Here is a 24,345-nt window from a genome sequence, read left to right as displayed (position 1 = left end):
TTCGTGACAGACCTGGCATAATCTTAACTATTCAATCCTCTCCGCCGCCTCTCCCGGAGGATTTGGCACGCTTATTGTTAGTGGTAATACAGCGCTGGCAGTCGCTAATTCGGCAACTCTGCATATCCGACCGCACAGCAATCAATAAGCCGTCATTCACGACCAGGATTGAAACATGAAAACTGTTAACGAACTGATTAAGGATATCAATAAACTTAACTCTCATCTCAGTGAGAAAGACTTTCTGCTGACCTGGGAACAATCGCCGGATGAGCTGAAACAGGTGCTGGACGTCGCCGCCGCGCTAAAAACGCTACGCGCTGAAAATATCGCCACCAAAGTGTTTAACAGCGGATTGGGTATTTCCGTGTTCCGCGATAACTCAACCCGCACCCGCTTCTCCTATGCCTCCGCGCTCAACCTGTTAGGTCTGGCGCAACAGGATCTGGATGAGGGGAAATCGCAGATTGCCCACGGCGAAACGGTTCGTGAAACCGCCAACATGATCTCCTTCTGCGCCGACGCCATCGGCATTCGCGATGACATGTTCCTTGGCGCGGGCAACGCCTACATGCGCGAAGTCGGCGAAGCGCTGGACGACGGCCACAAGCAGGGCGTCCTGCCGCAGCGACCGGCGTTGATCAATCTGCAGTGCGATATCGACCACCCGACGCAATCCATGGCCGATCTCGCCTGGCTGCGCGAGCACTTCGGTTCGCTGGAGAATCTGAAAGGTAAGAAGATCGCCATGACCTGGGCCTACTCGCCGAGCTATGGCAAGCCCCTCTCGGTGCCGCAGGGCATTATCGGCCTGATGACCCGCTTCGGTATGGACGTCACCCTCGCCCACCCGGAAGGGTACGACCTGATCCCTGACGTTATCGAAGTGGCAAAAAACAATGCCCAGGCCTCCGGCGGCAGCTTCCGCCAGGTGAACAGCATGGAGGAAGCCTTTAAAGACGCCGATATCGTCTATCCGAAATCCTGGGCGCCGTACAAGGTAATGGAAAAACGCACCGAGCTGCTGCGCGCAAATGACCATGAAGGTCTGAAGGCGCTGGAGAAAGCCTGCCTTGAGCAGAACGCCGGCCATAAAGACTGGCACTGTACGGAAGAGATGATGAAGCACACCCGCGACGGTGACGCGCTGTATATGCACTGCCTGCCGGCGGATATCACCGGCGTCTCCTGCGACGCGGGCGAAGTCACCGAGGGAGTCTTCGAGAAGTACCGGATCCCGACCTACAAAGAGGCCAGCTGGAAGCCGTACATCATCGCCGCGATGATCGTCTGCCGCAAATACGCGAACCCGGGCAAGGTGCTGGAGCAGCTGCTCAAGGAAGCGCAGAAACGCATCAAATAATCCCCAGGCTGGCCTGCGGGCCAGCCCCACGACTTTCGCATTTCAAAAAGGATAAGGATCGAGTATGTCTGCTTTCTCACTGAAAATGGATATTGCCGAAAACCGTTTTTTTAACGGAGAGACTTCACCGCTGTTTTCACGCCAGCAGGCGCAGCAGGCTCGCCGCTTTCATCAAAAGATCGCCGGCTATCAGCCTACGCCGCTGGTGGCGCTGAACGAACTTTCCGCGCTGTTTGGGGTACAAAAAATCCTCGTTAAAGATGAATCCCGGCGCTTTGGCCTCAACGCCTTCAAAATGCTCGGCGGCTCTTATGCTATCGCCCGACTGCTGTGTGAAAAATATCATTTAGATATCAACGATCTTTCCTTCGAAACGCTCAAATCCAGCATCAAAGAGAAGATGACGTTCGCCACCACGACCGACGGCAACCACGGCCGCGGCGTGGCGTGGGCAGCCCGCCAGTTAGGCCAGAACGCCGTCATCTATATGCCGAAAGGCTCCGCGCAGGAGCGGGTTGACGCCATACTGCGCCTCGGCGCCGAGTGTATCGTCACCGACATGAACTACGACGACACCGTCCGCTTTACCATGCAGACCGCGCAGAAAAACGGCTGGGAGGTGGTGCAGGACACCGCCTGGGAAGGCTACACAAAAATTCCGACCTGGATTATGCAGGGCTACGCCACCCTCGCCGATGAAACGGTAGAACAGCTCTCCTCAATGGGTATCGCCCGTCCGACGCACGTGCTTCTGCAGGGCGGCGTGGGGGCGATGGCGGGCGGCGTGCTGGGCTACCTGGCCGATGTCTACGGCGCGAAGCATCTCCATTCCATTATCGTCGAGCCGGAGCTGGCCGACTGTCTCTACCGCTCTGCGCTAAAGGGCCAGATCGTCAACGTCAGCGGCGATATGGCCACCATTATGGCCGGTCTCGCCTGCGGTGAGCCCAACCCGCTGGGCTGGGAAGTGCTGCGCAACTGCGCCACGCAGTTTGTCTCCTGTCAGGACGCCGTCGCCGCCCTCGGCATGCGGGTGCTGGGAAACCCGGCGGGCCAGGATCCGCGCGTTATTTCCGGCGAATCCGGCGCCGTCGGTCTCGGCCTTCTGGCGGCGATTTATTTCCATCCGCAGCGCGAAGCGCTGATGCACAAGCTCAAGCTGGATAGCGATTCCGTGGTGCTGGTGATTAGCACCGAAGGCGACACCGACGTTAAGCACTATCGCGAAGTCGTCTGGGAAGGCAAACATCCGGCCGCGCAGTAGCCGATTGATCAACATTCCTCCCGCCCGGCGGGACCCCCGTATTCAGAACTGGAGAACATCCTTATGGCTAAGCAAATTCCGTTCAACGCGATCCTGGAAAAATCAAAACAATACGAAAAAGAGATGACCCGCTTCCTGCGCGATATGATCGCCATCCCCAGCGAAAGCAGCGATGAGAAGCGCGTGGTGCACCGTATCAAAGAGGAGATGGAGAAAGTCGGATTCGACAAAGTGGAAATCGATCCGATGGGTAACGTGCTGGGCTACATCGGCCACGGCCCGCGTCTGGTCGCCATGGACGCGCACATTGATACCGTCGGCATTGGCAACATCAAGAACTGGAACTTCGATCCGTACGAAGGTATGGAGACCGATGAGCTGATCGGCGGACGCGGCGCGTCTGACCAGGAGGGCGGAATGGCCTCAATGGTTTACGCCGGTAAAATCATTAAAGATCTGGGCCTGGAAGATGAGTATACCCTGCTGGTGACCGGTACCGTTCAGGAAGAGGATTGCGACGGCCTGTGCTGGCAGTACATTATTGAACAATCCGGTATACGTCCGGAATTCGTGGTCAGCACCGAACCTACCGACTGCCAGATTTACCGCGGCCAGCGCGGGCGTATGGAGATCCGCGTGGAGGTTCAGGGCGTCAGCTGCCACGGCTCCGCCCCGGAGCGCGGCGATAACGCCATCTTCAAAATGGCGCCCGTTCTCACCGAGCTGGAACAGCTTTCACACAAGCTGGGCGATGACGAATTCCTCGGCAAAGGCACCCTGACCGTTTCCGAGATTTTCTTCACCTCGCCGAGCCGCTGCGCGGTAGCGGATAGCTGCGCCGTCTCCATTGACCGCCGTCTGACCTGGGGCGAAACCTGGGAAGGCGCGCTGGAAGAGATCCGCGCGCTGCCGGCGGTGAAAAAAGCCGCCGCGGTGGTCTCGATGTACAACTACGAGCGCCCCTCCTGGACCGGCCTGGTCTACCCGACCGAATGCTACTTCCCGACCTGGAAAGTGGAAGAGAACCACTTCACCGTTCGCGCCCTGAGCAACGCCTATGAAGGTCTGTTCGGCAAAGCGCCGGTGGTGGATAAGTGGACCTTCTCCACCAACGGCGTCTCCATTATGGGCCGCCACGGCATTCCGGTTATCGGCTTTGGGCCTGGGAAAGAGCCGGAGGCGCATGCGCCGAATGAGAAAACCTGGAAATCGCATCTGGTAACCTGCGCCGCGATGTATGCCGCTATCCCGCTGAGCTGGCTGGCCACGGAGTAATTGTTCGTCCTGTCTGCCGCCGCGCTCTGCGGCGGTATGTTGAGGTTTCTATGCGCGTACTGATTAAAAATGGCCTCGTCGTCAACGCCGACGGACAGGTAAAGCAGGACCTGCTCATTGAAGATGGCCTCGTCAAGCGCCTTGCCAGTTCTATTGAGGCAGAACAACCCTGCGAAGTGATTGACGCCGAGGGCTGCTACGTGATGCCCGGCGGCGTCGACGTTCATACGCATTTCAATATTGATGTGGGTCTCGCCCGCAGCTGCGATGATTTCTTTACCGGCACCCGGGCCGCGGCCTGCGGCGGTACCACCACCATTGTTGATCATATGGGCTTCGGGCCCGTCGGCTGCCACCTGCGCCACCAGTTCGAGGTCTATCGCGGCTACGCCGCCTATAAAGCCGTTATCGACTACAGTTTTCACGGCGTTATCCAACACGTTAACCATGGCATTCTCGACGAGATCCCGATGATGGTGGATAGCGGCATCAGCAGCTTTAAGCTCTATCTGACCTACCAGTACAAACTCAGCGATGATGAGATATTGCAGGCGATGCGCCACCTGCAGCGCGCCGGCGCGCTGACGACGGTGCATCCGGAAAACGATGCCGCCATCGCCCAGCGCCGGGCGGAATTTATCAACGCCGGTAAAACCGCGCCGCGCTATCACGCCCAGAGCCGCCCGCTGGAGTGCGAGGCGGAAGCCATCGCCCGAACGATCAACCTCGCGCAGCTGGCGGGAAACGCGCCGCTCTATATTGTTCATCTTTCCAACGCTCTGGGCCTGGAGTACCTGCGCCTGGCCAGAAGACGCCACCAGCCGGTGTGGGTGGAGACCTGTCCGCAGTATCTGCTGCTGGACGAGCGCTGCTACGAGCGCGAAGACGCGCTTAACTATCTGCTCAGCCCTCCCCTGCGCAACGCCAGCAACAACGATGCGCTATGGCGCGGTATCCATGATGGAGATATTGACACGGTCGCCACCGACCACTGCGCGTTCTCTGCGCAGCAGCGCAGGCAGATCTCCGGCGGCGACTTTAGCCGCTGCCCGAACGGCCTGCCGGGGGTGGAAAACCGGCTGCTGCTGCTGTTCTCGCACGGCGTGATGACCGGGCGCATCACCCCTGAGCGCTTTGTGGCGCTCACCAGCGCCAACCCGGCGAAGCTGTTTGGCCTGTGGCCGCAGAAGGGGCTGCTGGCGCCCGGCGCCGATGGCGACGTGGTTATCATCGATCCGCAGCGTACCACCACCATCCGTCATGCCATGCTGCACGACAACGCCGACTATTCACCCTATGAAGGCTTTATCTGTCAGGGCGCGATTCGCCAGACGCTCTCCCACGGCAGAGTGATCTTTGATAACGGCACCTTTACCGGCATAGCCGGACAGGGCCGCTTTTTACGCCGACAACCCTTTTCCACCGCTCACCAGGCCGTCAGCGGAACAGAAACGTAATGAGAGGAAGCTATGAGTAAAAAAATTGTTCTCGCTCTCGGCGGGAATGCGCTGGGCGACGATCTCGCCGGACAGATGCAGGCCGTACGACACACCGCCCGGACGATCGTCGATCTTATCGCCCTTGGCCACCAGGTGGTGGTCACTCACGGCAACGGTCCGCAGGTGGGCATGATCAACCAGGCCTTCGAGGCCGCGGCAAAAACCGAGGCCCATACGCCCATGCTGCCGATGTCGGTCTGCGTGGCCCTGAGCCAGGGCTACATCGGCTACGACCTGCAGAACGCGATTCGTGAAGAACTGCTAACGCGCCAGCTGGATATCCCGGTGGCGACCCTGATAACCCAGGTGGAAGTGGATGCTAACGATAAGGCATTTCTTAATCCGACCAAGCCCATCGGCTCGTTCTTCAGCAAAGAAGAGGCCGAAAAGTTGAGCCAAAACGGCTACATCATGAAAGAGGACGCCGGGCGCGGCTACCGTCGCGTCGTCGCCTCGCCCATGCCGGTAGATATTATCGAGAAACAAACGGTAAAAGCGCTGATGGATGATTGCCACGTGGTGATCACCGTCGGCGGCGGCGGCATTCCGGTGATTCGCGAGGGTAACCATCTGCGCGGCGCCAGCGCGGTTATCGATAAGGACTGGGCCAGCGCGAAGCTGGCGGAGATGATCGACGCCGACCTGCTGATCATTCTCACCGCCGTAGAAAAGGTGGCGATCAACTTCGGTAAACCTGACGAGCAGTGGCTGGATAACCTCTCCCTGCGCGATGCCGAACGCTTTATCGAAGAGGGGCACTTTGCCAAAGGCTCAATGCTGCCAAAAGTGGAAGCCGCCGCCGCCTTCGCCCGCTCAGGGCCGGGGCGTAAAGCGCTGATCACGATGCTGAGCAAAGCCAAAGAGGGGATTGAAGGAAAAACGGGCACCATTATTAGCCAATAAGCTGTACGCCACGGGTTGCCGGGAACCTCCCGGCAACATTTCCCCTCGCAGAAGCTCAGACCTCAACCGCCTCAGCCAGACAATCCGGCTGGCACGCTTGCCTCACCTGGTTCATCAGCCCCCCCGGCGCGCCGTTTTTCACCTGCAGGATCTCCGCCAGCACGCTGATGGCAATCTCGTTTGGCGTCTCGGCGCCGATGTCATAGCCAATCGGCGCCCGCAGACGGCTGATATCCGCCTCCGTTACGCCGTTTTCCCGCATCTGGCGGACAAAGGCCTGCACTTTCCGCCGGCTGGCCAGCAGCCCCAGCCACGCCACCGGCTGGGTTATCAGCCTGTCCAGCGCCTCCCGATCCTGGTTGTTGGTGGCAATCAGCACGAAATCCTGCGGCCGGACCGCCATCGCCTCCACTACGTCCGTAAAGCTGGCAGCGTGCACCAGCCGCGCCGAAAGCGGAAAAGCGTCGGGGCAAAGGCTGGCGGAATAGATATCGCCGACGCAGATGTCAAAATCCACCCGCGCCGCGGCGTGGGCAACCGCGCGGTTGACGTGCCCGGCGCCGACCAGTAGCAGGCGCGGGCGCAGGCCGTGCACGCTGATGTAAACCGACATCGCGCCGCCGCAGTCGGAGCCCACGGCGTCGCTGCCGGTGCGCGCCATGCGACCGTGAAACATTCGCGACGCCCGTTCGCGCAGCGCTTCCAGCGCCGCATCGATGACTTTACGCTCCACCATCCCGCCGCCAATGGTGCCCACAATCGAACCGTCCTCCCGGATAAGCATCTGAGCGGAGTGTCGGGGGGTAGAGCCCCGGCTTTCGACAATCTGCGCCAGGGCAAAGGGACGGTTCTGCTCCTCAAGTCGTGCAGCTTCTGCAAAAATATTCATACTAACCTCAAAGGCGATGTTTACGGCTCTATATCCTTCATACTTCAAGTTGCATGTGCGTTGGCTACGGATTACTCGGCCCATCCATGGGCCTCGCCCTCACGGGCCGTCGCAAGCGACGTTCAAATCTGCTCCCGGCAGATTTGTCGCTCACCCCAGTCACTTACTAGAGTAAGCTCCTGGGGATTCACTGCGTTGCCGCGTGATTCGCCCCTACGGGACTCACCCTTTCAGGGCCAGCGCAAGCGCTGTTCAAAACGGTTAACCGTTTTGTCCTGCAACTCGAATTATTTTGGGTATATTTGTTTATCTGCGATATTTCCCCGGGTTCTCAGTTTGAGAGTTTACCCGGCGTTGAAATAGCGTCGCAGCGACCCGTATCGACTATGCAATATTTATACTTAGCCGCCGTTTTTCATCGCAAATTGTGAGACAGGTCATTTCGTTAGCCGTAATGATGCTGCGGCAGGGATCCTACGCCGAATATTTCCTCTGTCGCCGCGGTAAAAGAAAGCCGCCCGCTGAAATCACCGCCGAACGGCCGGCATAAATTATCATTCTGATATTCAGGATCTGATTTTGAGAAATCTCGCCGAATGATAAAGCGTATTGATTTGAGTTCTCATTTCCCCGCTGTGGAATTATTCACGCATTCGCGTCGAGTTTCGACCTGGTTCACAAATTAATTATTCTACCGCCGCGGTTTGAATAACTGGTGTGATTGTTGCTCCTCTTTCGTTATCCGTCGGGATGATTACCACCGGCAATGTCGATCTTACAATGATATCTAAGGAGAGGGTTATGGGAGATATAATGCGTCCCGTGCCGTTTGAGGAGCTTTTAACGCGCATTTTCGACGAGTATCAGAGTCAGCAGACTATTTTTGGCATTCCCGAGCAACAGTTTTATACGCCGCAGGCGCAGCGGTCGATCGGCGTATTCGGCGAAAGCTGCGCGACGCCGCTCGGCCCGGCAGCCGGGCCGCATACCCAGCTGGCGCAGAACATTATTACCGCCTGGCTAACCGGCGGGCGGTTTATCGAGCTGAAAACCGTACAGATCCTTGACCGCCTGGAGCTGGAAAAGCCCTGCATCGATGCCGAAGATGAGTGCTTCAACACCGAGTGGTCCACCGAATTTACCCTCAAAAAAGCCTGGGATGAGTACCTGAAAGCCTGGTTCACGCTGCATCTGCTGGAGCAGGTCTTTCCGCTGGGCACCCATAAAGAGAGCAAGTCGTTTATTTTCAATATGAGCGTCGGCTACAACCTTGACGGTATTAAGCAGCCGCCAATGCAGGAATTTATCGACAACATGATGGACGCTTCCGCCCATCCTAAATTCGCCCAGTACCGCGACACCCTGAACCGCTGGCTGCAAAATAGAACCTTTATCGACAGCCTGCCAACCTGCGCGCGCAAAGACGGGCTGGACAATCTGGCTCAACGCGTGCCGGCCAGGCTGGTTCAGGGCGTCACCCTCTCAACCATGCACGGCTGCCCGCCGGACGAGATTGAAGCCATCTGCCGCTATATGCTGACGGAGAAAAATCTCAATACCTTTGTGAAGCTCAACCCGACCCTGCTCGGCTATCCGCGCGTTCGCCAGATCCTCGACGCCTGCGGCTTCGGCTATATCGGCCTTAGCGAAGCGTCGTTTGACCACGACCTTAAGATCGACCGGGCGCTGGAGATGCTGACGCGCCTGATGGCGCTGGCGAAAGCGCGCAGCCTCGGCTTTGGCGTCAAGCTGACCAACACCCTCGGCACCGTCAACAACAAGGGAGCGCTGCCGGGAGATGAAATGTATATGTCCGGCCGCGCGCTATTCCCGCTATCGATCAACGTAGCCGCCCTGCTCTCGCGGGCGTTTGACGGCAAGCTGCCGATCTCCTACTCCGGCGGCGCCAGCCAGCTCAACATTCGCGAGATTTTCGACACCGGCATTCGCCCTATCACCATGGCCACCGACCTGCTGAAGCCGGGAGGATATCTGCGCCTGAGCGAGTGCATGCGCGAGCTGGAGAAAGCCGACGGCTGGAACATGACGCAGATCGACGTCGAGCGCCTCAACGCGCTGGCGGAAAAAGCGGTGAGCATGGACTACACCCAGAAACAGTGGAAGCCGGAAGAGCGCATTGATACCGGCGAGCCGCTGCCGCTGCTGGACTGCTACGTCGCCCCCTGCGTGACGGCCTGCGCCATCAAGCAGGATATTCCGGAGTATATCCGCCTGCTGGGCGAGCATCGCTACGCCGACGCGCTGGAGCTGATCTATCAGCGCAACGCGTTGCCGGCCATCACCGGTCATATCTGCGACCACCAGTGCCAGTACAACTGTACGCGACTGGATTACGACAGCGCGCTCAACATCCGTGAGCTGAAAAAAGTGGCGCTGGAGAAAGGCTGGGACGAGTACCGCAGCCGCTGGCATAAGCCCGCGGGATCCGGCTCCCGGCACCCGGTAGCGGTGATCGGCGCGGGCCCTGCCGGTCTCGCTGCCGGATACTTCCTCGCCCGCGCCGGCCATCCGGTCACGGTTTTTGAACGCGAAGCCAGCGCCGGGGGCGTGGTGAAGAATATCATTCCGCAGTTCCGCATTCCCGGCGAGCTTATCCAGCACGATATCGATTTTGTCGTCGCCCACGGCGTCAAAATTGAGTACGGCTGCGATCCGCATCTGAGCGTGGAAAAACTGCAGGCGAAGGGTTTTCGTTACGTGCTGGTCGGCACCGGTACCGATAAAAACAGCGGCGTGAAGCTGGGCGGCGATAACCAGAACGTGCATAAGTCGCTGCAGTTCCTGCGCGAGTTTAACCGCGGCGCCGAGCTGAACCTGGGCAAACGCGTGGCCGTGGTCGGCGCCGGCAACACCGCCATGGACTGCGCCCGCGCGGCGCTGCGCGTGCCCGGCGTGCAGAGCGCGACCATCGTCTATCGCCGCTCGCAGCAAGAGATGCCCGCCTGGCGCGAAGAGTACGATGAGGCGCTGCTCGACGGCGTCGACTTCGAGTGGCTATGCAACCCGGAACAGTTTAACGCCGACGGGACGCTCGTCGTACGCGTCATGAAGCTCGGCGAGCCGGATGAGAAAGGCCGCCGCCGCCCGGTGGAAACCGATGAGATTCGCACCCTGCAAGTCGACTCTCTGATTACCGCCATCGGCGAGCAGCAGGACGGCGAAGCGCTGTCGGCAATGGGGATCCCACTCGACCCGCAGGGCTGGCCGGTGGTCAACGCCGATGGCGAGACCAGCAAACCGAACGTCTTCCTGATCGGCGACGTTCAGCGCGGCCCCTCTTCTATCGTCTCCGCTATCGGCAACGCGCGACGGGCCACGGACGCGATCCTGGCCCGGGAAAATATCGCCAGCAGCTACGGAAACAAAGTCTGGAACAACGTCGATCCGGCGAAGGTGTACCAGCGTAAAGGCGCCATCGCCGTCACGCTGGTGGATAAAAACCAGCGCGAGGCTTTTGTCGAGCAGGAAGCCAGCCGCTGCCTGGAGTGCAACTACGTGTGCAGCAAGTGCGTCGACGTCTGTCCGAACCGCGCCAATATTTCCGTGGCCGTGCCGGGCTTCCAGAATCGCTTCCAGACCCTGCATCTGGATGCTTATTGCAACGAATGCGGCAACTGCGCTCAGTTCTGCCCGTGGCAGGGAAAACCGTATAAAGACAAAATCACCGTGTTCAGCCTGGAGCAGGATTTTGTCAACAGCACCAATCCGGGCTTCTTCGTCGCAGGCGCCAGCGTCAAAGTGCGTCAGGACGACCAGACGTGGCAGCTGGAAATTAACGACCGCGGCCAGTTTAACGAGGTACCGGCCCAGCTGGACGCCATGTGCCGCATCATAAGCCATATTCATCAGCACCAAAGCTATCTTCTGGGAGGCGTTGAAGTATGAGTATCCTGATCCTGAAAAATGCCACCGCCGCGCAGATCTATCCGGCGAAAGTGTGGGAGAACGTCGATATCGCCATTGAGAGCGATAAAATTCTCGCTGTCGGCCCCGGCCTGTGCCAGCGCTATCCGCAGGCGCAGGTGAAAGAGATGCGCGGGCAGCTGGTGATGCCCGGCATGGTCTGCTCCCACAATCACTTTTATTCCGGCCTGTCCCGGGGGATTCAGGCCAATATCGCCCCCAGCCCGGACTTTATCTCCACGCTGAAAAACCTGTGGTGGCGCCTTGACCGGGCGCTGGACGAAGAGTCGCTCTACTACAGCGGGCTGATCTGCGCCATGGAGGCCGTGCGCAGCGGCTGCACGGCGGTTGTCGATCATCATGCGTCGCCCCACTATATCGCGGGCTCCCTGAGCCAGCTGCGCAACGCCTTCCTCAAAATCGGGCTGCGCGGGATGACCTGCTTCGAAACCACCGACCGCAACTTTGGCAGCCGCGAGCTGCGCGACAGCGTTGAGGAGAACATTCGCTTCGCCAGAGAGATCGACGCCGCGCGCGAAAAGGGCGACCAGCCTTATCTGGTCGAGGCCCATATCGGCGCCCATGCGCCGTTCACCGTGCCGGATGAGGGTCTGGCGATGCTGCGCGAAGCGCTAAAAGCCACCGGCCGCGGCCTGCATATCCACGCGGCGGAAGACCGCTACGATGTCTCTCACAGCCATCACCTTTACGGTAAGGACCTGCTGGTGCGGCTGGCGGAGTTCGACCTTATCAACAGTAAGACGCTGATTGCCCACGGCCTGTACATCTCCGATGCCGACGTCGAGCTGCTCAACGCGCAGGACGGCTTCCTGGTGCACAACGCCCGCTCCAACATGAACAACCACGTCGGCTACAACCCCCGCCTGCCGCAGATGCGCAATCTGGCGCTCGGCACCGACGGCATCGGTTCCGACATGTTCGAGGAGATGAAGTTTGCCTTCTTTAAACACCGCGACGCCGGCGGGCCGCTGTGGCCGGACAGCTTCGCGAAGGCGCTGAGCAACGGCAATGAACTGTTGAATCGCAACTTCAACGCCCGCTTTGGCCGCCTTGAGGCGGGCTATAAAGCGGACCTCACCATTTGCGACTATATGGCGCCGACGCCGCTTATCGCGGAAAACATCGCCGGACATATCGCCTTCGGTCTGGGGGCAAACAGCGTGCGCAGCGTCATGGTGAACGGCGTGATGATCTACGAGGATCGCCAGTTCAGCTTCGACTGCGGGCCGATATTCCGCGAAGCGCAGAAAGTGGCGAAAAAAATGTGGGCGCGAATGGATGCGCTCCCCGCGTAGCCCGCGTAAAAACGCTAAACCGGCCTGGCAGGCCGGTTTTTTTTGCTGACAGAACGCGGGCGTATGAAATTGCCCGGCAGCTTCCGCGCCGCCGGGCGCGAGGTTTACAGCGACAGTAGCGCGGCGGTGGCGATATTGCGCTGCTTTTGCAGCGCGCTGAGCTGCTCTTCGGTCATGATACTCAGCGCCGCCGTCGGGCAGACATCAACGCAGGCGGGGCCGCGCTCCCGGGTGCCGCAAAGATCGCACTTAACGATAACCGGCGTCACACCGGCCTCCACCTCAATGGTAATCGCCCCAAACGGGCAGGCGACCACGCAGCTCTGGCAGCCAATGCAGCGCCCGCCGTCGGCCTCCACTTTCTCCGCCCCCATGCTCAGCGCCCCGGTCGGGCAGGCGCCCACGCAGGGCGCATTCTCGCACTGATGACACATCACCGGCACGCTAAGCTCGTCGAGGCGCATCACCTTCAGGCGAGGATGAAACTCCGCCCCCGGCGCCACGTGTTCCAGCGCACAGGCTACCTCACAGGTCCTGCAGCCGATGCAGGCCTGCGAACTGGCAACGATAAAACGAGTCATATCTCCTCCCGGGCCGTGAATTGCATCAACATCTCGCTGGCCGCCTGCCGCCCGGCAACCATGGCGGTGACCACCAGGTCCGCGCCGGTCACGGCATCGCCGCCGGCAAAGATTTTGTCATGGCTGGTTTGCGTCGTTCCGCGCCCTTTGCCGCCGGTCACTATCTGCCCCCAGCGGTCCAGCTTTATCCCGTGGCCGCGCAGCCACGGCATCTCGTGAGCCTGAAAGCCAAACGCCATAATGAGCACATCGACTTTAAGTTCAAACCCGGAATCCGGGATCGGCTGCGGCCGGCGGCGGCCGTCCGGGCCCGGCTCGCCCATCTTCGTGCGGATCATCTCCACCGCGCAGACCTGCCCCTTGCGGTTGAGCTGAATGCGCTGCGGCTGCACGTTAAACTCAAATTTCACCCCCTCTTCCCGCGCGTTCACCACCTCTTTTTTCGATCCGGGCATGCTCAGCTCATCGCGACGGTAGGCGCAGGTCACGCTCGCTGCGCCGCGGCGAACGGCGGTGCGCAGGCAGTCCATCGCCGTATCTCCCCCACCAAGCACTACCACCCGTTTCCCCTTAATGTCGGTCAGCGGATACTCGGGGCTCTCTTCGAGCCCCATCACCTCGCGGGTGCTGGCAATCAGGAACGGCAGGGCCTGAATCACGCCGGGGGCGTTCTCTCCCTCCAGGCCGGCGGCCATCAGACCGTAGGTGCCCACGCCGAGGAAGACGGCGTCATAGTTTTTCACCAGATCGGCAAAAGCCACGTCGCGCCCCACCTCCTGGTTGAGATGAAAATTGACGCCCATGGCGCTAAAAACGTCGCGTCGCTTCTCAAGCACGTTTTTATCCAGCTTGAACGGCGGAATACCGAAGGTCAGCAGGCCGCCGATTTCCGGATGGCGATCGAACACGTCAACGTGCACGCCCGCGCGCACGAGAATATCGGCGCAGCCCAGTCCGGCGGGCCCGGCGCCAATCACCGCCACCCGCTCCGGGCGCGGGGCCACTGTGCCGATTGTCGGTCGCCAGCCCATCGCCAGGGCGGTATCGGTGATATAGCGCTCAAGGTTGCCAATGGCGACCGAGCCGCCTTCGTTCTTTAAGGTGCAGGCCCCTTCGCACAGCCTGTCCTGCGGACAGACGCGGCCGCAAATCTCCGGCAGGGAGCTGCTCTGATGGCACAGCTCCGCCGCCTCGATAATCTTGCCCTCGTTCACCAGGCGGATGAAATCGGGAATATGATTATGTAAAGGACAGGTCCAGTTGCACCACGCTTTCTGCGCGCAGTAGAGACAGCGTTCGCTCTCATACTCCGCATCGCACTCGCTCAGCGGCTGATAGATTTCGCCGAAGTGCTGGATGCGGTCATCGGCGGGCACTTTTTTCGCCCCCACCCGCGGAGGTTTATTGAGTATCGCGCTGCGTCTGGCGCCGCGAACGGTGCCCAGCGGGGTTTCCAGCGCGGAGCGAATCTGCCGCGCGCTACGCAGCCGGTTAACGGCGGCCTCATCCATCAGTTGCAGCGCCTGGGTTGGACAGCTGGCCACGCACGCCTGCTGACCGGAAGGATGCTGGCTGCAAAGATCGCATTTCTGCGCCAGCTGCGGCGCGTCGTCATCGTTGGCCACCATCTCAATGGCCCCAAAGGGACAGGCGATGACGCAGTTTTTACAGCCGATGCACAGCGCCTCTGTAAACTGAACGCTGTCGTTCGCCACGCGCAGCGCCTGGGTCGGACAGGAGCCGACGCAGGGCGCGTCGTTGCAGTGGCGGCAGGTCGTCGCGCTGCTGGCGTGGCGGTGGAAGAACACCCGAATGCGCGGCAGAAAGTCGCTGCGCTGCCGGGGCCAGCTGTCCTGGCGATGAGAGGTGACGCAGGCCACTTCACAGGCGTGGCAGCCAATACAGTTTGCAGAATCGGCAACAATAAATTTATTCATTTGCTTCCCTTTATTATTCCAGGACTCACCGGGAAGCAATGCAATAATCAGGCGCTTTTGTTCAGGGTATTCATATGGTGCTTATTTTTGCGAGCCGTCTCAAAAAAACAGGCCCACTCCCACTTAGCGGCGCGATATATATCCGCTCTCGCTGAACAAAAATTATTCTCCGCGCTCAGGGTTTAATCATGTTGATAATTCAACGTATCGCGCGTGATACCAAAATGAGACGCTCCCTGTCTCAATGTGATAGCGCGCGTTTATTCACCACGAGATTTATTTGAGAAGTTTCGCAGCGCGTCGATATTCCCGCCTTTTTCTCGTGAGTTATTTCACACAATTCTCCTTCAATTCTCCAGGCGCTTATTTTTGGCACAGCTTACGCATATTACTTCTCGTGCGCGCAACACGCTGATGAACGCATCGGCTCAGGGAGGCAGCGGCCTTCGAATCGTAACTTCGGCTCTGTTCATGTTTATACAGAGTGAAGTCGTACAGGAGATAACAACTTCATGAAAGATATCGCCAATTCCGCCTCACAAAACGGGAGCTCGACCGCACCGGTCGATGAAATTTTACCCGTTACGCAAATGATTCTTTATGGGCTACAGCACGTGCTGGTGATGTACGCGGGCGCCGTGGCGGTTCCGCTCGTTGTGGGTAATGCGGTAGGGCTCCCGCCGGAGCACATTATTTTACTGATCAGCGCCGACCTGTTTATCTGCGGCGCGGCCACCATCGTGCAGTCGCTGGGGGTCGGTAAGTGGCTCGGCTGTCGGCTGCCGCTTATCCAGGGCTGTACCTTCGCCGCGCTGATCCCGATGGTGTTGATCGGTAAGGAGTACGGGATCGGCGGTATTTCCGGGGCGGTGATCGTGTCCGGTATTTTTATCCTCTGCTGCGCGCCGTGGATTAGCAAGCTCATCCGCTTCTTTCCCAAGGTGGTGATGGGCAGCATCGTCACGCTTATCGGCATGTCTATTATGCCGGTGGCAGGCGGGTGGATTGGCGGCGGGAGCAGCGAAATGAGCGGCTTTGGCGCCCCCTTCTCGCTGCTGATGGCGGCAATCACGCTGGTGATTATTCTCAATATTTACACCTTTGCCTCCGGCGTCGTGAAAAACACGTCGGTGCTGATCGGTCTTATCATCGGCACCGTACTCTGGAGCTGCTTTAAGCCTCTCGACTTTAGCCTCGTCCACGCCACCCCCTGGCTCCATCTGCCGATCCTGATGCCCTTCGCCAAACCTGAATTTCATATTATCCCCGTCGCCCTGCTGTCGATGGTGATGGTGGTGGTGATGGTGGAAACCATGTCCTCGATGATGGCCACCGGGGATATCGTCGGGAAAAAGGTGGACGCGAAGATGCTGCGCAACGGCCTCAACACCTGCGGTATCGCGACCACTATCTGCGGCTTCTTCAATCTGTTTCCCTATGCCGCCTTCGCGCAGAACGTCGGCCTGATCGGTTTAACCGGGGTGCGCAGCCGTTTTGTGGTGTCGGTCTCCGGCATCATTCTGATTCTGATGGGCGTGTTCTCGAGGATGGCGGCGCTGGTGGTGCTGATACCGAAACCGATCCTCGGCGGCGCGGGCATTGTCATGTTCGGTATGGTGGCGGTGTCCGGTATTCGTACCCTGGGACAGGTCAACTACCGCAACAATAATAACGGTATGGTGGTGGCATTAACGCTCGGCCTCGGCATGATGCCGGTGCTGGTGCCCAATCTGTTTACCCAGTTTCCGCCGATGGTTCAGCTGTTTCTGCACAGCGGGATTACGATTGGCACCCTGACGGCTATCGTCGCCAACCTCACCCTCAACGGCAGCGTGCCATTCCGCGTTAACCACGAAACGCCGGTCCCCGATCCGGCCCCGCCAAGCTCGGCGGCGCGCAACATGGCCGTCAGAACCGTCAGAATGTGGCTCCTGCTGCGCAAAGTTCAGAAGGAGAGACAGCCTGAAGAAGCGCAGGAGGGGTAATGATGCTCACCAGACTCCTGTTTGCCTTGATCACCCTGCTGCTGCTGGCGATTCCCGTCGTGCAGCAGGGTATCGCGCAGGGCCTGAACGGCCGCTTTAGCTATGCCCTGCTGTTCTAAGTTTAAGGACCACTGCTATGAAAAGAGTCACGACCGTCTGCCCCTACTGCGCCTCCGGCTGCAAAATGCAGCTCACGGTAGAAGAGGGAAAAATTACCCGCGCCGACGCTGCGATGGGGAAAAATAATCAGGGCACCCTGTGCCTGAAGGGCTACTACGGCTGGGATTTTATTGACGACCCGCAGATCCTCACCCCGCGCCTGAAAACCCCGATGATCCGCCGCCGGCGCGGCGGTAAGCTGGAGTCCGTCTCCTGGGAGGAAGCGCTCGATTACGTGGCAAACCGCCTCAGCGACATAAAAGCGAAGTACGGGCCGGATGCGATTCAGACCACCGGATCTTCGCGCGCCACCGGCAATGAAACCAACTACATCATGCAAAAATTTGCGCGCGCCGTTATTGGTACCAATAACGTCGACTGCTGCGCACGCGTCTGACACGGCCCTTCGGTTGCAGGTCTGCACCAGTCGGTCGGCAACGGCGCGATGAGTAATGCCATCACCGAGATCGATAATACCGATCTGGTGTTTATTTTCGGCTATAACCCGGCGGATTCGCACCCGATCGTGGCGAATCACATCCTCAATGCCAAACGCAACGGGGCCAAAATCATCGTCTGCGATCCGCGTAAAATCGAAACCGCGCGCATCGCCGACCTGCATCTGGCTCTGAAAAACGGCTCCAACATTGCGCTGCTCAACGCCATCGGGCAGGTGATTATCGAAGAAGATCTCTACGATAAATCCTTCGTCGCCGGGCGTTCCGAAGGCTTCGAAGCGTATCGCAACATCGTCGAAGGCTATACGCCGGAGTCGGTGGAAGCCATCACCGGCATCAGCGCCAGGCAGATTCGCGAATGCGCGCGGCTGTACGCCAGCGCCGGAAACGCCATGATTCTTTGGGGGATGGGCGTAACCCAGTTCTGGCAGGGCGTCGAAACGGTGCGTTCCCTGACCAGCCTTGCGATCCTCACCGGTAATCTGGGGAAACCGCACGTCGGCGTCAATCCGGTGCGCGGCCAGAACAACGTCCAGGGCGCCTGCGATATGGGCGCGCTGCCGGACACCTATCCCGGCTATCAGTACGTGAAATTCCCGGAAAACCGGGAGAAGTTCGCCAACGCCTGGGGCGTTGAGAGCCTGCCGGAGAGCCCTGGCTATCGCATCAGCGAGCTGCCGCACCGCGTGGCGCACGGCGAAGTGCGGGCGGCGTACATTATGGGGGAAGATCCGCTCCAGACCGACGCCGAGCTTTCCGCCGTACGTCAGGCCTTCGAAGAGATGGAGCTGGTTATTGTCCAGGATATCTTTATGACCAAAACCGCCGCGGCGGCCGATGTGATTCTGCCCTCGACCTCGTGGGGCGAGCATGAGGGCGTCTATACCGCAGCGGACCGCGGCTTCCAGCGCTTTTTCAAGGCGGTGGAGCCGAAGTGGGATCTGAAGACCGACTGGCAAATCATCTGCGAAATCGCCACCCGGATGGGGTATCCAATGAAGTACGACAACACGCAGCAGATCTGGGATGAACTCCGCCATCTGTGCCCCAACTTCTTCGGCGCGACCTACGAGAAGATGGGAGAACTGGGCTACGTGCAGTGGCCGTGCCGCGACGAGTCGGAGGCGGACCAGGGCACTTCGTATCTGTTTGCGGAACGGTTCTCCACGCCGAACGGGCTGGCGCAGTTCTTCACCTGCGAATGGCAGGCGCCGGTCGATAAGCTGAGCGATGCCTATCCGCTGGTGCTCTCCACGGTGCGCGAAGTAGGCCACTACTCCTGCCGTTCGATGACCGGCAACTGCGCTGCGCTGGCCAAACTGGCGGACGAACCGGGCTACATCCAGATCAACACCGCCGACGCCAAGCGGCTCGGCATTGAGGACGAAGAGCTGGTGTGGGTTAACTCGCGCAAAGGCAAGGTGATTTCCCGGGCGAAAATCAGCGACAGGCCGAATAAAGGGGCGGTCTACATGACCTATCAGTGGTGGATCGGCGCCTGCAACGAGCTGGTCACCGAGAATCTCAGCCCGATAACCAAAACCCCGGAGTACAAGTACTGCGCCGTTAACGTTGAGCGTATTGCCGATCAGCGCGCCGCCGAACGGTACGTCAGTGAGGAATACAGCCAGTTGAAAGCCCGTCTGCGCGAAAGCGCCGCGGGGTAAAAAATATCGCCCCGGCGCTGTGCGCTCCGGGGCGATATTGTCTTTTCTTCTTCCCTCCGCCAGCGCTAACCGACGGCGGCCAGATCTTTGCGGCAGCGGCGCGCGACCTCAAGATACTGCTGCGGAGTGTCAACATCCCAGTGAATCCCCTGATTCGCCACGGGGATAACGCGCGCCGCCATCTGACCGATAACGTCCCGCAGGGTGGCCCCTTGCGGCGCGCGACGAATCAGAGAAATCGCCCGCTGGGGCAGAAGAACCGGATGGCCTTTACCGCGATCGTAGGCCGGAATAATGCAGCTCCCGGCGTCGGCGTTGGCCCACAGCCGGCGGTAGACGCCCGGCGTGACCTCCGGCATATCGCCCAGCGCCAGAAAGAAGCGCGAAGCGCGAATATGGCCTACCCCGCACTGAATAGAAGAGAACATACCGTCCTGATATTGCGGGTTAAAGACCACCTCAACGCCCGGATGATCCCGATAGCACGCGGCCAGTTCGTCGCCGCGAAACCCCGTCACCAGCACCACCCGATCGCAGAACGCCAGGGCGCTGGCAAGGGCGCTATCGAGAATCGTTCCCTCGCCCCACGGCATCATCATTTTCCATTTGCCCATCCGGCTGGAGAGCCCGGCGGCCAGCATAACGCACTGTTTATCCATTTTTTTGCTCATCGTCATCCTCCCCCTGAAGCCGAATACAACGCCGCCGTCGGCTGGCGACGGCGGCGCTTGCGGCGATCAGGATTTCAGCACCGCTTTAATCGAGGTAATGATCGGCTGATAACCCGTACAGCGGCAGATATTCCCCTCCAGCGCCTCTTTCAGCTCATCGTCGCTGGGGGCCGGGTTGGCATCCAGCAGCGCCTTGGCGCTCATCAACACGCCGGGCGTGCAGAAGCCGCACTGAACGCCGCCGTGACGAATAAAGGCGTTCTGCAATTTTTTACCGACCGGATCGTGATGCAGCGCTTCGACAGTAGTGACCTCTGCCCCGTTGCACTGGGCGGCCAGCAGCAGGCAGGAGCAGACGGATTTGCCGTCCATAATCACGGTGCAGGCTCCGCACTCGCCCACCGAGCAGCCCTCTTTGGTGCCGGTGAGCTTCAGCTCCTCGCGCAGAAAATCGATCAGGCGGACATTGTCTTTCACATCGCGGGCAATGCGGATGCCATTCACTTTTAGCTCAATATGGTTCATGTTCATGGCTCCTTATTTTTTCTGCTCTGTCATAACTTCCTGCAGCATCTGCCGGAACATATCGATAAATACGGGGACTTTATAAGGCGCAGACCAGCGTCCGCCGATGGCTTTTTCTACCTTGTCGTGCAGTACCCCGGCCGCATAGTCAATGGCGGCGGCGTCTAACGCCTTCCCGGTGAGCGCCTGCTCAACCTCAGTCAACCGCTGCGGTTTGGCCATCAGCGCACCATCCACCAGACGGCACAGGCGAACCACGCCCTTATCGACCATAAACTGCCCGGTTAAGCTCTGGCGCGTAATGTTCAACGCATTGCGCCGGCCAAGCTGCAGATAGCGATTGATCAGCGGCTGCTGCGTCGGCGCCGGCAGGATAAAGCGGACAACCAGCTCATCAGGCTCAAGAAGGGTGCGATAGCCGCCCACGACAAATTCGCTGACCGGCATCCGGCGCGTTCCGCGCGCGCTGCGCAGCTCTACTTCCGCATCGTAGATAATGAGCGGCGGCATGGAGTCCGCGCACGGGGCGGCGTTGACGATATTGCCGCCGATCGTTGCCCGGTTGCGCAGCTGCAGGGAGCCGACGGTTTTACAGGCCGTAACCAGTAGCGGATAGCGCTGCTGAATCAACGGATGCTTAACCAGGTCGGTAAAGCAGACGCCGGAGCCAATGGAGATCCCGCCCTCAACGTCAAAAATCTCTTTCAGCTCCGCCAGTCCGGCGATGTTGACAAGCGGCACCTCGCCGGACAGCATCCGGGCCTGCACCAGCACATCGGTGCCGCCGGCAATAGGCATTGCCCCCTTCTCGGCCATCAGCGTCAGGGCCTCTTTCAGGGTTTGCGGGACGCTCAGCGACAGGGTGTTGAGGCGGTGAACCTGTTTCTTATCGCCAGACTCCAGCATCTGCTCGCTCTGGCGCTCCGGCTTCTTGAGGTTATAACCCAGGCGAACCTGCTCGAGGGTCAGCGGCAGGGTCCGGTTGGGGCGGTCGATGGCGAAGCTCACCGCGTTATTGAGAGCCGCAGCGCCCAGTTCAAGTACCGGTTCGCCGATAACTTTCGCCCCCATCGGGCCCGCTTTATCGTAGTTTTCCACCGCAATGATATCGATGTGCGGCATATCCTTGATGGTCGGCAGCAGATAGGTATCGAAGTTTTCCGATTTCACCACGCCGTGCTCGGTGTTGAAATCCTCGAGCATGCCGTAGCCGATCATCCCCTGCAGCACGCCGCCGTAGACCTGGCCGCTAAAACCAACCGGGTTAATGACTTTACCGACATCGTGGGTGGCGACGACGTTATTGACGGTGATTTTGCCGGTGCGCATATCCACCGCCACGTCGGCCAGCTGGCAGCCGTACACCCAGGTGAAATAGGGGCTGCCGCAGCCCTTCTCTTCATCCCAGTGAATATTCGGCGCCACGTGCCAGCCGTAGGCGGAGAGGTTTGCCCCGGTAGCCCGGGTCATATCGCACACCTGCTGGAAGCTGAGGCTCAGCTCCGGGCTGTGGCGGTTAAACACTTTGCCATTTTGCCAGGCGATATCGTCGATGCTCTGCGCTTTCAGCGTTTCCCTGACGGCGTCCGCCATGCGTTGTTTAATTTTGTTCGCCGCGCTCAGAATCGCCTGCCCGCCCATCAGGGTACCGCGCGAAGCGACCGTTGAGCCGCCGTCGGCGATCATCGCGGTGGCCGGTTCGCTAAACATCACCCGGTCGAGCCCAATACCAAAGGCTTCCGCCGCCAGCAGCGACATGGTGGTCTGCAGCCCCTGCCCGTTCTCGGATACCGAGGTGGAGATGTTCACGCTGGCGTCGGCATTCACCTGAATCAGCGCCGAGGACGCATCCAGCCCCTCGGCCCCCAGAGAGCAGCCGCGATGGCTCAGCGCGAAGCCAATCCCGTAGCGGATCGGGCCGCCTTCCGCGTTAAGCTTTTTGTAGTGCTCGCGTTTGGCCTCGTATTCGGCCTTGAGCAGCGTCTTCTCCAGCACCTCCCGCGCGGAGACGGTATGCTCGCTGAAGACCTGCCCGGCCATGCTGGTATCGCCCTGCTTGAGAATATTGCGCAGGCGGAACTCAACGGGCGACAGGCCCAGTTCGCCCGCCACGTCATCCATCAGCGATTCGTTGGCGAAAATGACCTGCGGCGCGCCGTAGCCGCGGTAGGCCGAGGTATAGTTGTTGTTGGTGTAAACGCCCACCAGATCGACGCGTACGTTAGGAATGTTGTAGGGGCCCGCCGCCTGCACGGAACTGCGCCAGGTGACAAACACCGTCTGGCCGCAGTAGCTGCCGCCATCGGCGATAATGTCGATTTTAATCGCCTGAATGCGCGCGTCGTCGTCCACGCCAATGCGGTATTTCATCTTATAAGGATGGCGCTTGTAGCTCTCGCGCATCGACTGTTCGCGGTTATAGGAGATCTTAACCGGCCGCCCGGTCAGGTGCACCAGCAGCGCCGCGCGGCAGGAGACGTTATCGATAATGTCATCTTTACCGCCGAAGGAGCCGCCGAGGACGGAGCGCTTAATGTTGACCTTCGCCTGGGGCAGGTCGAGATATTTGGCAATCACCGCCCGGGTGCGGTGAGCGTTCTGAATCGACCCTTCGATGGTCATGATCTGTTCATTATTGTCCAGGTAGGCGGTAATCGATTCCGGCTCAATATAGCCGTGCTCCTGGAACCCCACCTCATACTCACGTTCAAAAATATGGCTGGAGGCGGCAAAACCGGCATCAATATCGCCCTTCGCCGTGTGGTGGCGGTTGATGATATTGCTATCGAGTTCGCTGTGAATAAGGCGCGCACCGGGCTTCATCGCCTCTTCCGGGGAGGTAATCGGCTCCCACGGGGTGTAGGTGATTTTGATTTTATCGACGGCGATGCAGGCTGCCTCGTAGGTTTCCGCCGCCACCACGGCAACCACGTCGCCGCGGTAGGCGATCTCCTTGTCGATAATCGGCGGATGATCGGGAACAATCGCTCCCAGCTTGCGCTGACCGGGGATATCGTTCCAGGTGGCAATACGCACGACGCCGGGCACTTTTTCCGCCTCCGACAGGTCGAGCGCATCGATGCGCCCGGCAGGAATATCCACGTAGCGACAGACGCCATACAGCATATTGTTCATAATAATGTCATCGCCGTAGACCGCTTTACCCGTCACCTTGGCGAGCCCGTCTACGCGGGGCACCTCACTGCCAACTAGCAATGTATCCATATTTTTCAGTCTCCACTCACAAAGAAAGATAACGGATTAAAGCAATGGCTATGCCACCTATAAATAAAGGGTTATTTCAGGCTGAGTTATGTGAGGCGCATCTAAAAATAGCGGCCGGTTAAAGAATAAAAAGCGAATGAGGTCGCCGCTGATTATCAAAACGAGAGCATGCGTATCACTATGATAATTGGCGGTTCTCAATTGTGTTTCCAGGGTGACGCCAGCGGTGCATCCGCAGCTCCTGCCGCCGCCGGGCATTGAGCGCAACCGTCACCCTGCGGCAAAACGCGTATCGAGGTGATGAAGCTTTTTGACGCCCCCCCGATTTCGAATAAAAAATAAAACAGACGCAATAATGAAATTTAAATTTCATAAACGAACTTGTTTACAAATGTGATATATATCATAATTTTAACAATTCATTTTCCTGCCACCGGGCCAGCCCCCCGTAAACAATCCTAAAAATTGCCATATATATCAATTAATTATAAAAATAGCCATTCTATACACAAGGCTGTTACACATAGCCCACAAAACCAAACCGAAATAAAACTTTCAAAATGTGATCTGTTTGTATTTTTATTTCACTTATAGCGGTAATAATCATCTCTCACTAAACGCACTCTGCCCGCCTTGATGGCGCAGCAGAAATCCTAACCCCCCGGAGGATGCAATGAAGGAAGTGAGATCAGGACTTATCCGAA

Annotated in this window: 14 protein-coding genes and 1 pseudogene; 9 read left to right on the top strand and 6 right to left on the bottom strand. The window is 59.1% G+C overall.

Going from position 1 to position 24,345, the window contains the following annotated elements; all coding sequences use genetic code 11:
* The first annotated feature begins 175 nt into the window (after positions 1–175).
* The 5 genes from ygeW (at position 176) to arcC (ending at position 6,304) form a co-directional block, all read left to right on the top strand.
* Positions 176–1,363: a knotted carbamoyltransferase YgeW gene (gene ygeW, locus MKleb_RS10665; protein WP_004851903.1), complete on the top strand. Its 1,188-nt coding sequence runs from the start codon at positions 176–178 to the stop codon at positions 1,361–1,363.
* A gap of 64 nt (positions 1,364–1,427) precedes the next feature.
* Complete coding sequence (gene dpaL / locus MKleb_RS10660) at positions 1,428–2,627, top strand: diaminopropionate ammonia-lyase (RefSeq protein ID WP_163586302.1); 1,200 nt, start codon at positions 1,428–1,430, stop codon at positions 2,625–2,627.
* A gap of 63 nt (positions 2,628–2,690) precedes the next feature.
* Entirely contained in the window at positions 2,691–3,902 is a 1,212-nt protein-coding gene (locus tag MKleb_RS10655) for a YgeY family selenium metabolism-linked hydrolase (protein ID WP_004851906.1), read from the top strand.
* A gap of 50 nt (positions 3,903–3,952) precedes the next feature.
* On the top strand, positions 3,953–5,359 hold the full coding sequence (hydA, locus tag MKleb_RS10650; protein ID WP_163586301.1) for a dihydropyrimidinase: 1,407 nt from the start codon (positions 3,953–3,955) through the stop codon (positions 5,357–5,359).
* 12 nt (positions 5,360–5,371) lie between these two features.
* A complete protein-coding gene (gene arcC, locus MKleb_RS10645) occupies positions 5,372–6,304 on the top strand; it encodes a carbamate kinase (protein ID WP_014229764.1) in 933 nt (310 codons plus the stop codon).
* 112 nt (positions 6,305–6,416) lie between these two features.
* Here the strand turns inward: arcC and MKleb_RS10640 are convergent.
* Positions 6,417–7,193: pseudogene (locus MKleb_RS10640) on the bottom strand (XdhC family protein); the annotation flags it as partial.
* A gap of 801 nt (positions 7,194–7,994) precedes the next feature.
* Here MKleb_RS10640 and ygfK point away from each other — a divergent pair.
* Both ygfK and ssnA read left to right on the top strand, forming a co-directional pair.
* Positions 7,995–11,099 (top strand): putative selenate reductase subunit YgfK, encoded by a 3,105-nt coding sequence (gene ygfK, locus MKleb_RS10635; RefSeq protein ID WP_163586300.1) that lies wholly within the window; start codon positions 7,995–7,997, stop codon positions 11,097–11,099.
* A 2-nt stretch (positions 11,100–11,101) separates the two neighbouring features.
* Positions 11,102–12,433: a putative aminohydrolase SsnA gene (gene ssnA / locus MKleb_RS10630; RefSeq protein ID WP_162934476.1), complete on the top strand. Its 1,332-nt coding sequence runs from the start codon at positions 11,102–11,104 to the stop codon at positions 12,431–12,433.
* 104 nt (positions 12,434–12,537) lie between these two features.
* On the opposite strand, the gene MKleb_RS10625 is transcribed toward ssnA, so the two are convergent.
* Together MKleb_RS10625 and ygfT are read right to left on the bottom strand one after the other, a co-directional pair.
* Positions 12,538–13,014 (bottom strand): 4Fe-4S dicluster domain-containing protein, encoded by a 477-nt coding sequence (locus tag MKleb_RS10625; protein ID WP_014229768.1) that lies wholly within the window; start codon positions 13,012–13,014, stop codon positions 12,538–12,540.
* The gene (gene ygfT, locus MKleb_RS10620; protein WP_064405783.1) at positions 13,011–14,951 is read right to left on the bottom strand and encodes a formate-dependent uric acid utilization protein YgfT; all 1,941 of its coding nucleotides are present in this window, start codon (positions 14,949–14,951) and stop codon (positions 13,011–13,013) included. Before ygfT ends, MKleb_RS10625 begins: the two co-directional genes overlap by 4 nt.
* Positions 14,952–15,463: 512 nt before the next feature.
* On the opposite strand from ygfT, the gene MKleb_RS10615 reads away from it, so the two are divergent.
* Positions 15,464–16,936: a nucleobase:cation symporter-2 family protein gene (locus tag MKleb_RS10615; protein ID WP_025108440.1), complete on the top strand. Its 1,473-nt coding sequence runs from the start codon at positions 15,464–15,466 to the stop codon at positions 16,934–16,936.
* A gap of 136 nt (positions 16,937–17,072) precedes the next feature.
* Entirely contained in the window at positions 17,073–19,220 is a 2,148-nt protein-coding gene (gene fdhF, locus MKleb_RS10610; RefSeq protein ID WP_077625447.1) for a formate dehydrogenase subunit alpha, read from the top strand.
* Between the two features lie 65 nt (positions 19,221–19,285).
* Here fdhF and MKleb_RS10605 read toward each other — a convergent pair whose 3' ends face one another.
* From MKleb_RS10605 to MKleb_RS10595, 3 genes are all read right to left on the bottom strand, one after another.
* Positions 19,286–19,891 carry a CTP--molybdopterin cytidylyltransferase gene (locus tag MKleb_RS10605; protein ID WP_014838779.1) on the bottom strand — a complete coding sequence of 202 codons (606 nt, stop codon included), beginning with the start codon at positions 19,889–19,891 and terminating at the stop codon, positions 19,286–19,288.
* A gap of 66 nt (positions 19,892–19,957) precedes the next feature.
* Positions 19,958–20,416: a (2Fe-2S)-binding protein gene (locus MKleb_RS10600; protein ID WP_009651983.1), complete on the bottom strand. Its 459-nt coding sequence runs from the start codon at positions 20,414–20,416 to the stop codon at positions 19,958–19,960.
* 12 nt (positions 20,417–20,428) lie between these two features.
* Complete coding sequence (locus tag MKleb_RS10595) at positions 20,429–23,641, bottom strand: molybdopterin cofactor-binding domain-containing protein (protein WP_049078901.1); 3,213 nt, start codon at positions 23,639–23,641, stop codon at positions 20,429–20,431.
* Positions 23,642–24,345: the final 704 nt, after the last annotated feature.

Source organism: Klebsiella sp. PL-2018, from assembly GCF_019048985.1.
Taxonomy (GTDB): domain Bacteria; phylum Pseudomonadota; class Gammaproteobacteria; order Enterobacterales; family Enterobacteriaceae; genus Klebsiella; species Klebsiella michiganensis.
The sequence above is the reverse complement of the archived record's forward strand: the minus strand, read 5'-3'. Positions and strand labels throughout refer to the sequence as shown.

Bases quoted from the DNA above. Each gene is read 5' to 3' on its own strand.
- ygeW (WP_004851903.1), top strand. From the start codon at position 176: ATGAAAACTGTTAACGAACTGATTAAGGATATCAATAAACTTAACTCT.
- hydA (WP_163586301.1), top strand. From the start codon at position 3,953: ATGCGCGTACTGATTAAAAATGGCCTCGTCGTCAACGCCGACGGACAG.
- dpaL (WP_163586302.1), top strand. From the start codon at position 1,428: ATGTCTGCTTTCTCACTGAAAATGGATATTGCCGAAAACCGTTTTTTT.
- MKleb_RS10595 (WP_049078901.1), bottom strand. From the start codon at position 23,641: ATGGATACATTGCTAGTTGGCAGTGAGGTGCCCCGCGTAGACGGGCTC.
- MKleb_RS10655 (WP_004851906.1), top strand. From the start codon at position 2,691: ATGGCTAAGCAAATTCCGTTCAACGCGATCCTGGAAAAATCAAAACAA.
- MKleb_RS10605 (WP_014838779.1), bottom strand. From the start codon at position 19,891: ATGAGCAAAAAAATGGATAAACAGTGCGTTATGCTGGCCGCCGGGCTC.
- arcC (WP_014229764.1), top strand. From the start codon at position 5,372: ATGAGTAAAAAAATTGTTCTCGCTCTCGGCGGGAATGCGCTGGGCGAC.
- MKleb_RS10600 (WP_009651983.1), bottom strand. From the start codon at position 20,416: ATGAACCATATTGAGCTAAAAGTGAATGGCATCCGCATTGCCCGCGAT.
- ygfK (WP_163586300.1), top strand. From the start codon at position 7,995: ATGGGAGATATAATGCGTCCCGTGCCGTTTGAGGAGCTTTTAACGCGC.
- ygfT (WP_064405783.1), bottom strand. From the start codon at position 14,951: ATGAATAAATTTATTGTTGCCGATTCTGCAAACTGTATTGGCTGCCAC.
- MKleb_RS10615 (WP_025108440.1), top strand. From the start codon at position 15,464: ATGAAAGATATCGCCAATTCCGCCTCACAAAACGGGAGCTCGACCGCA.
- MKleb_RS10625 (WP_014229768.1), bottom strand. From the start codon at position 13,014: ATGACTCGTTTTATCGTTGCCAGTTCGCAGGCCTGCATCGGCTGCAGG.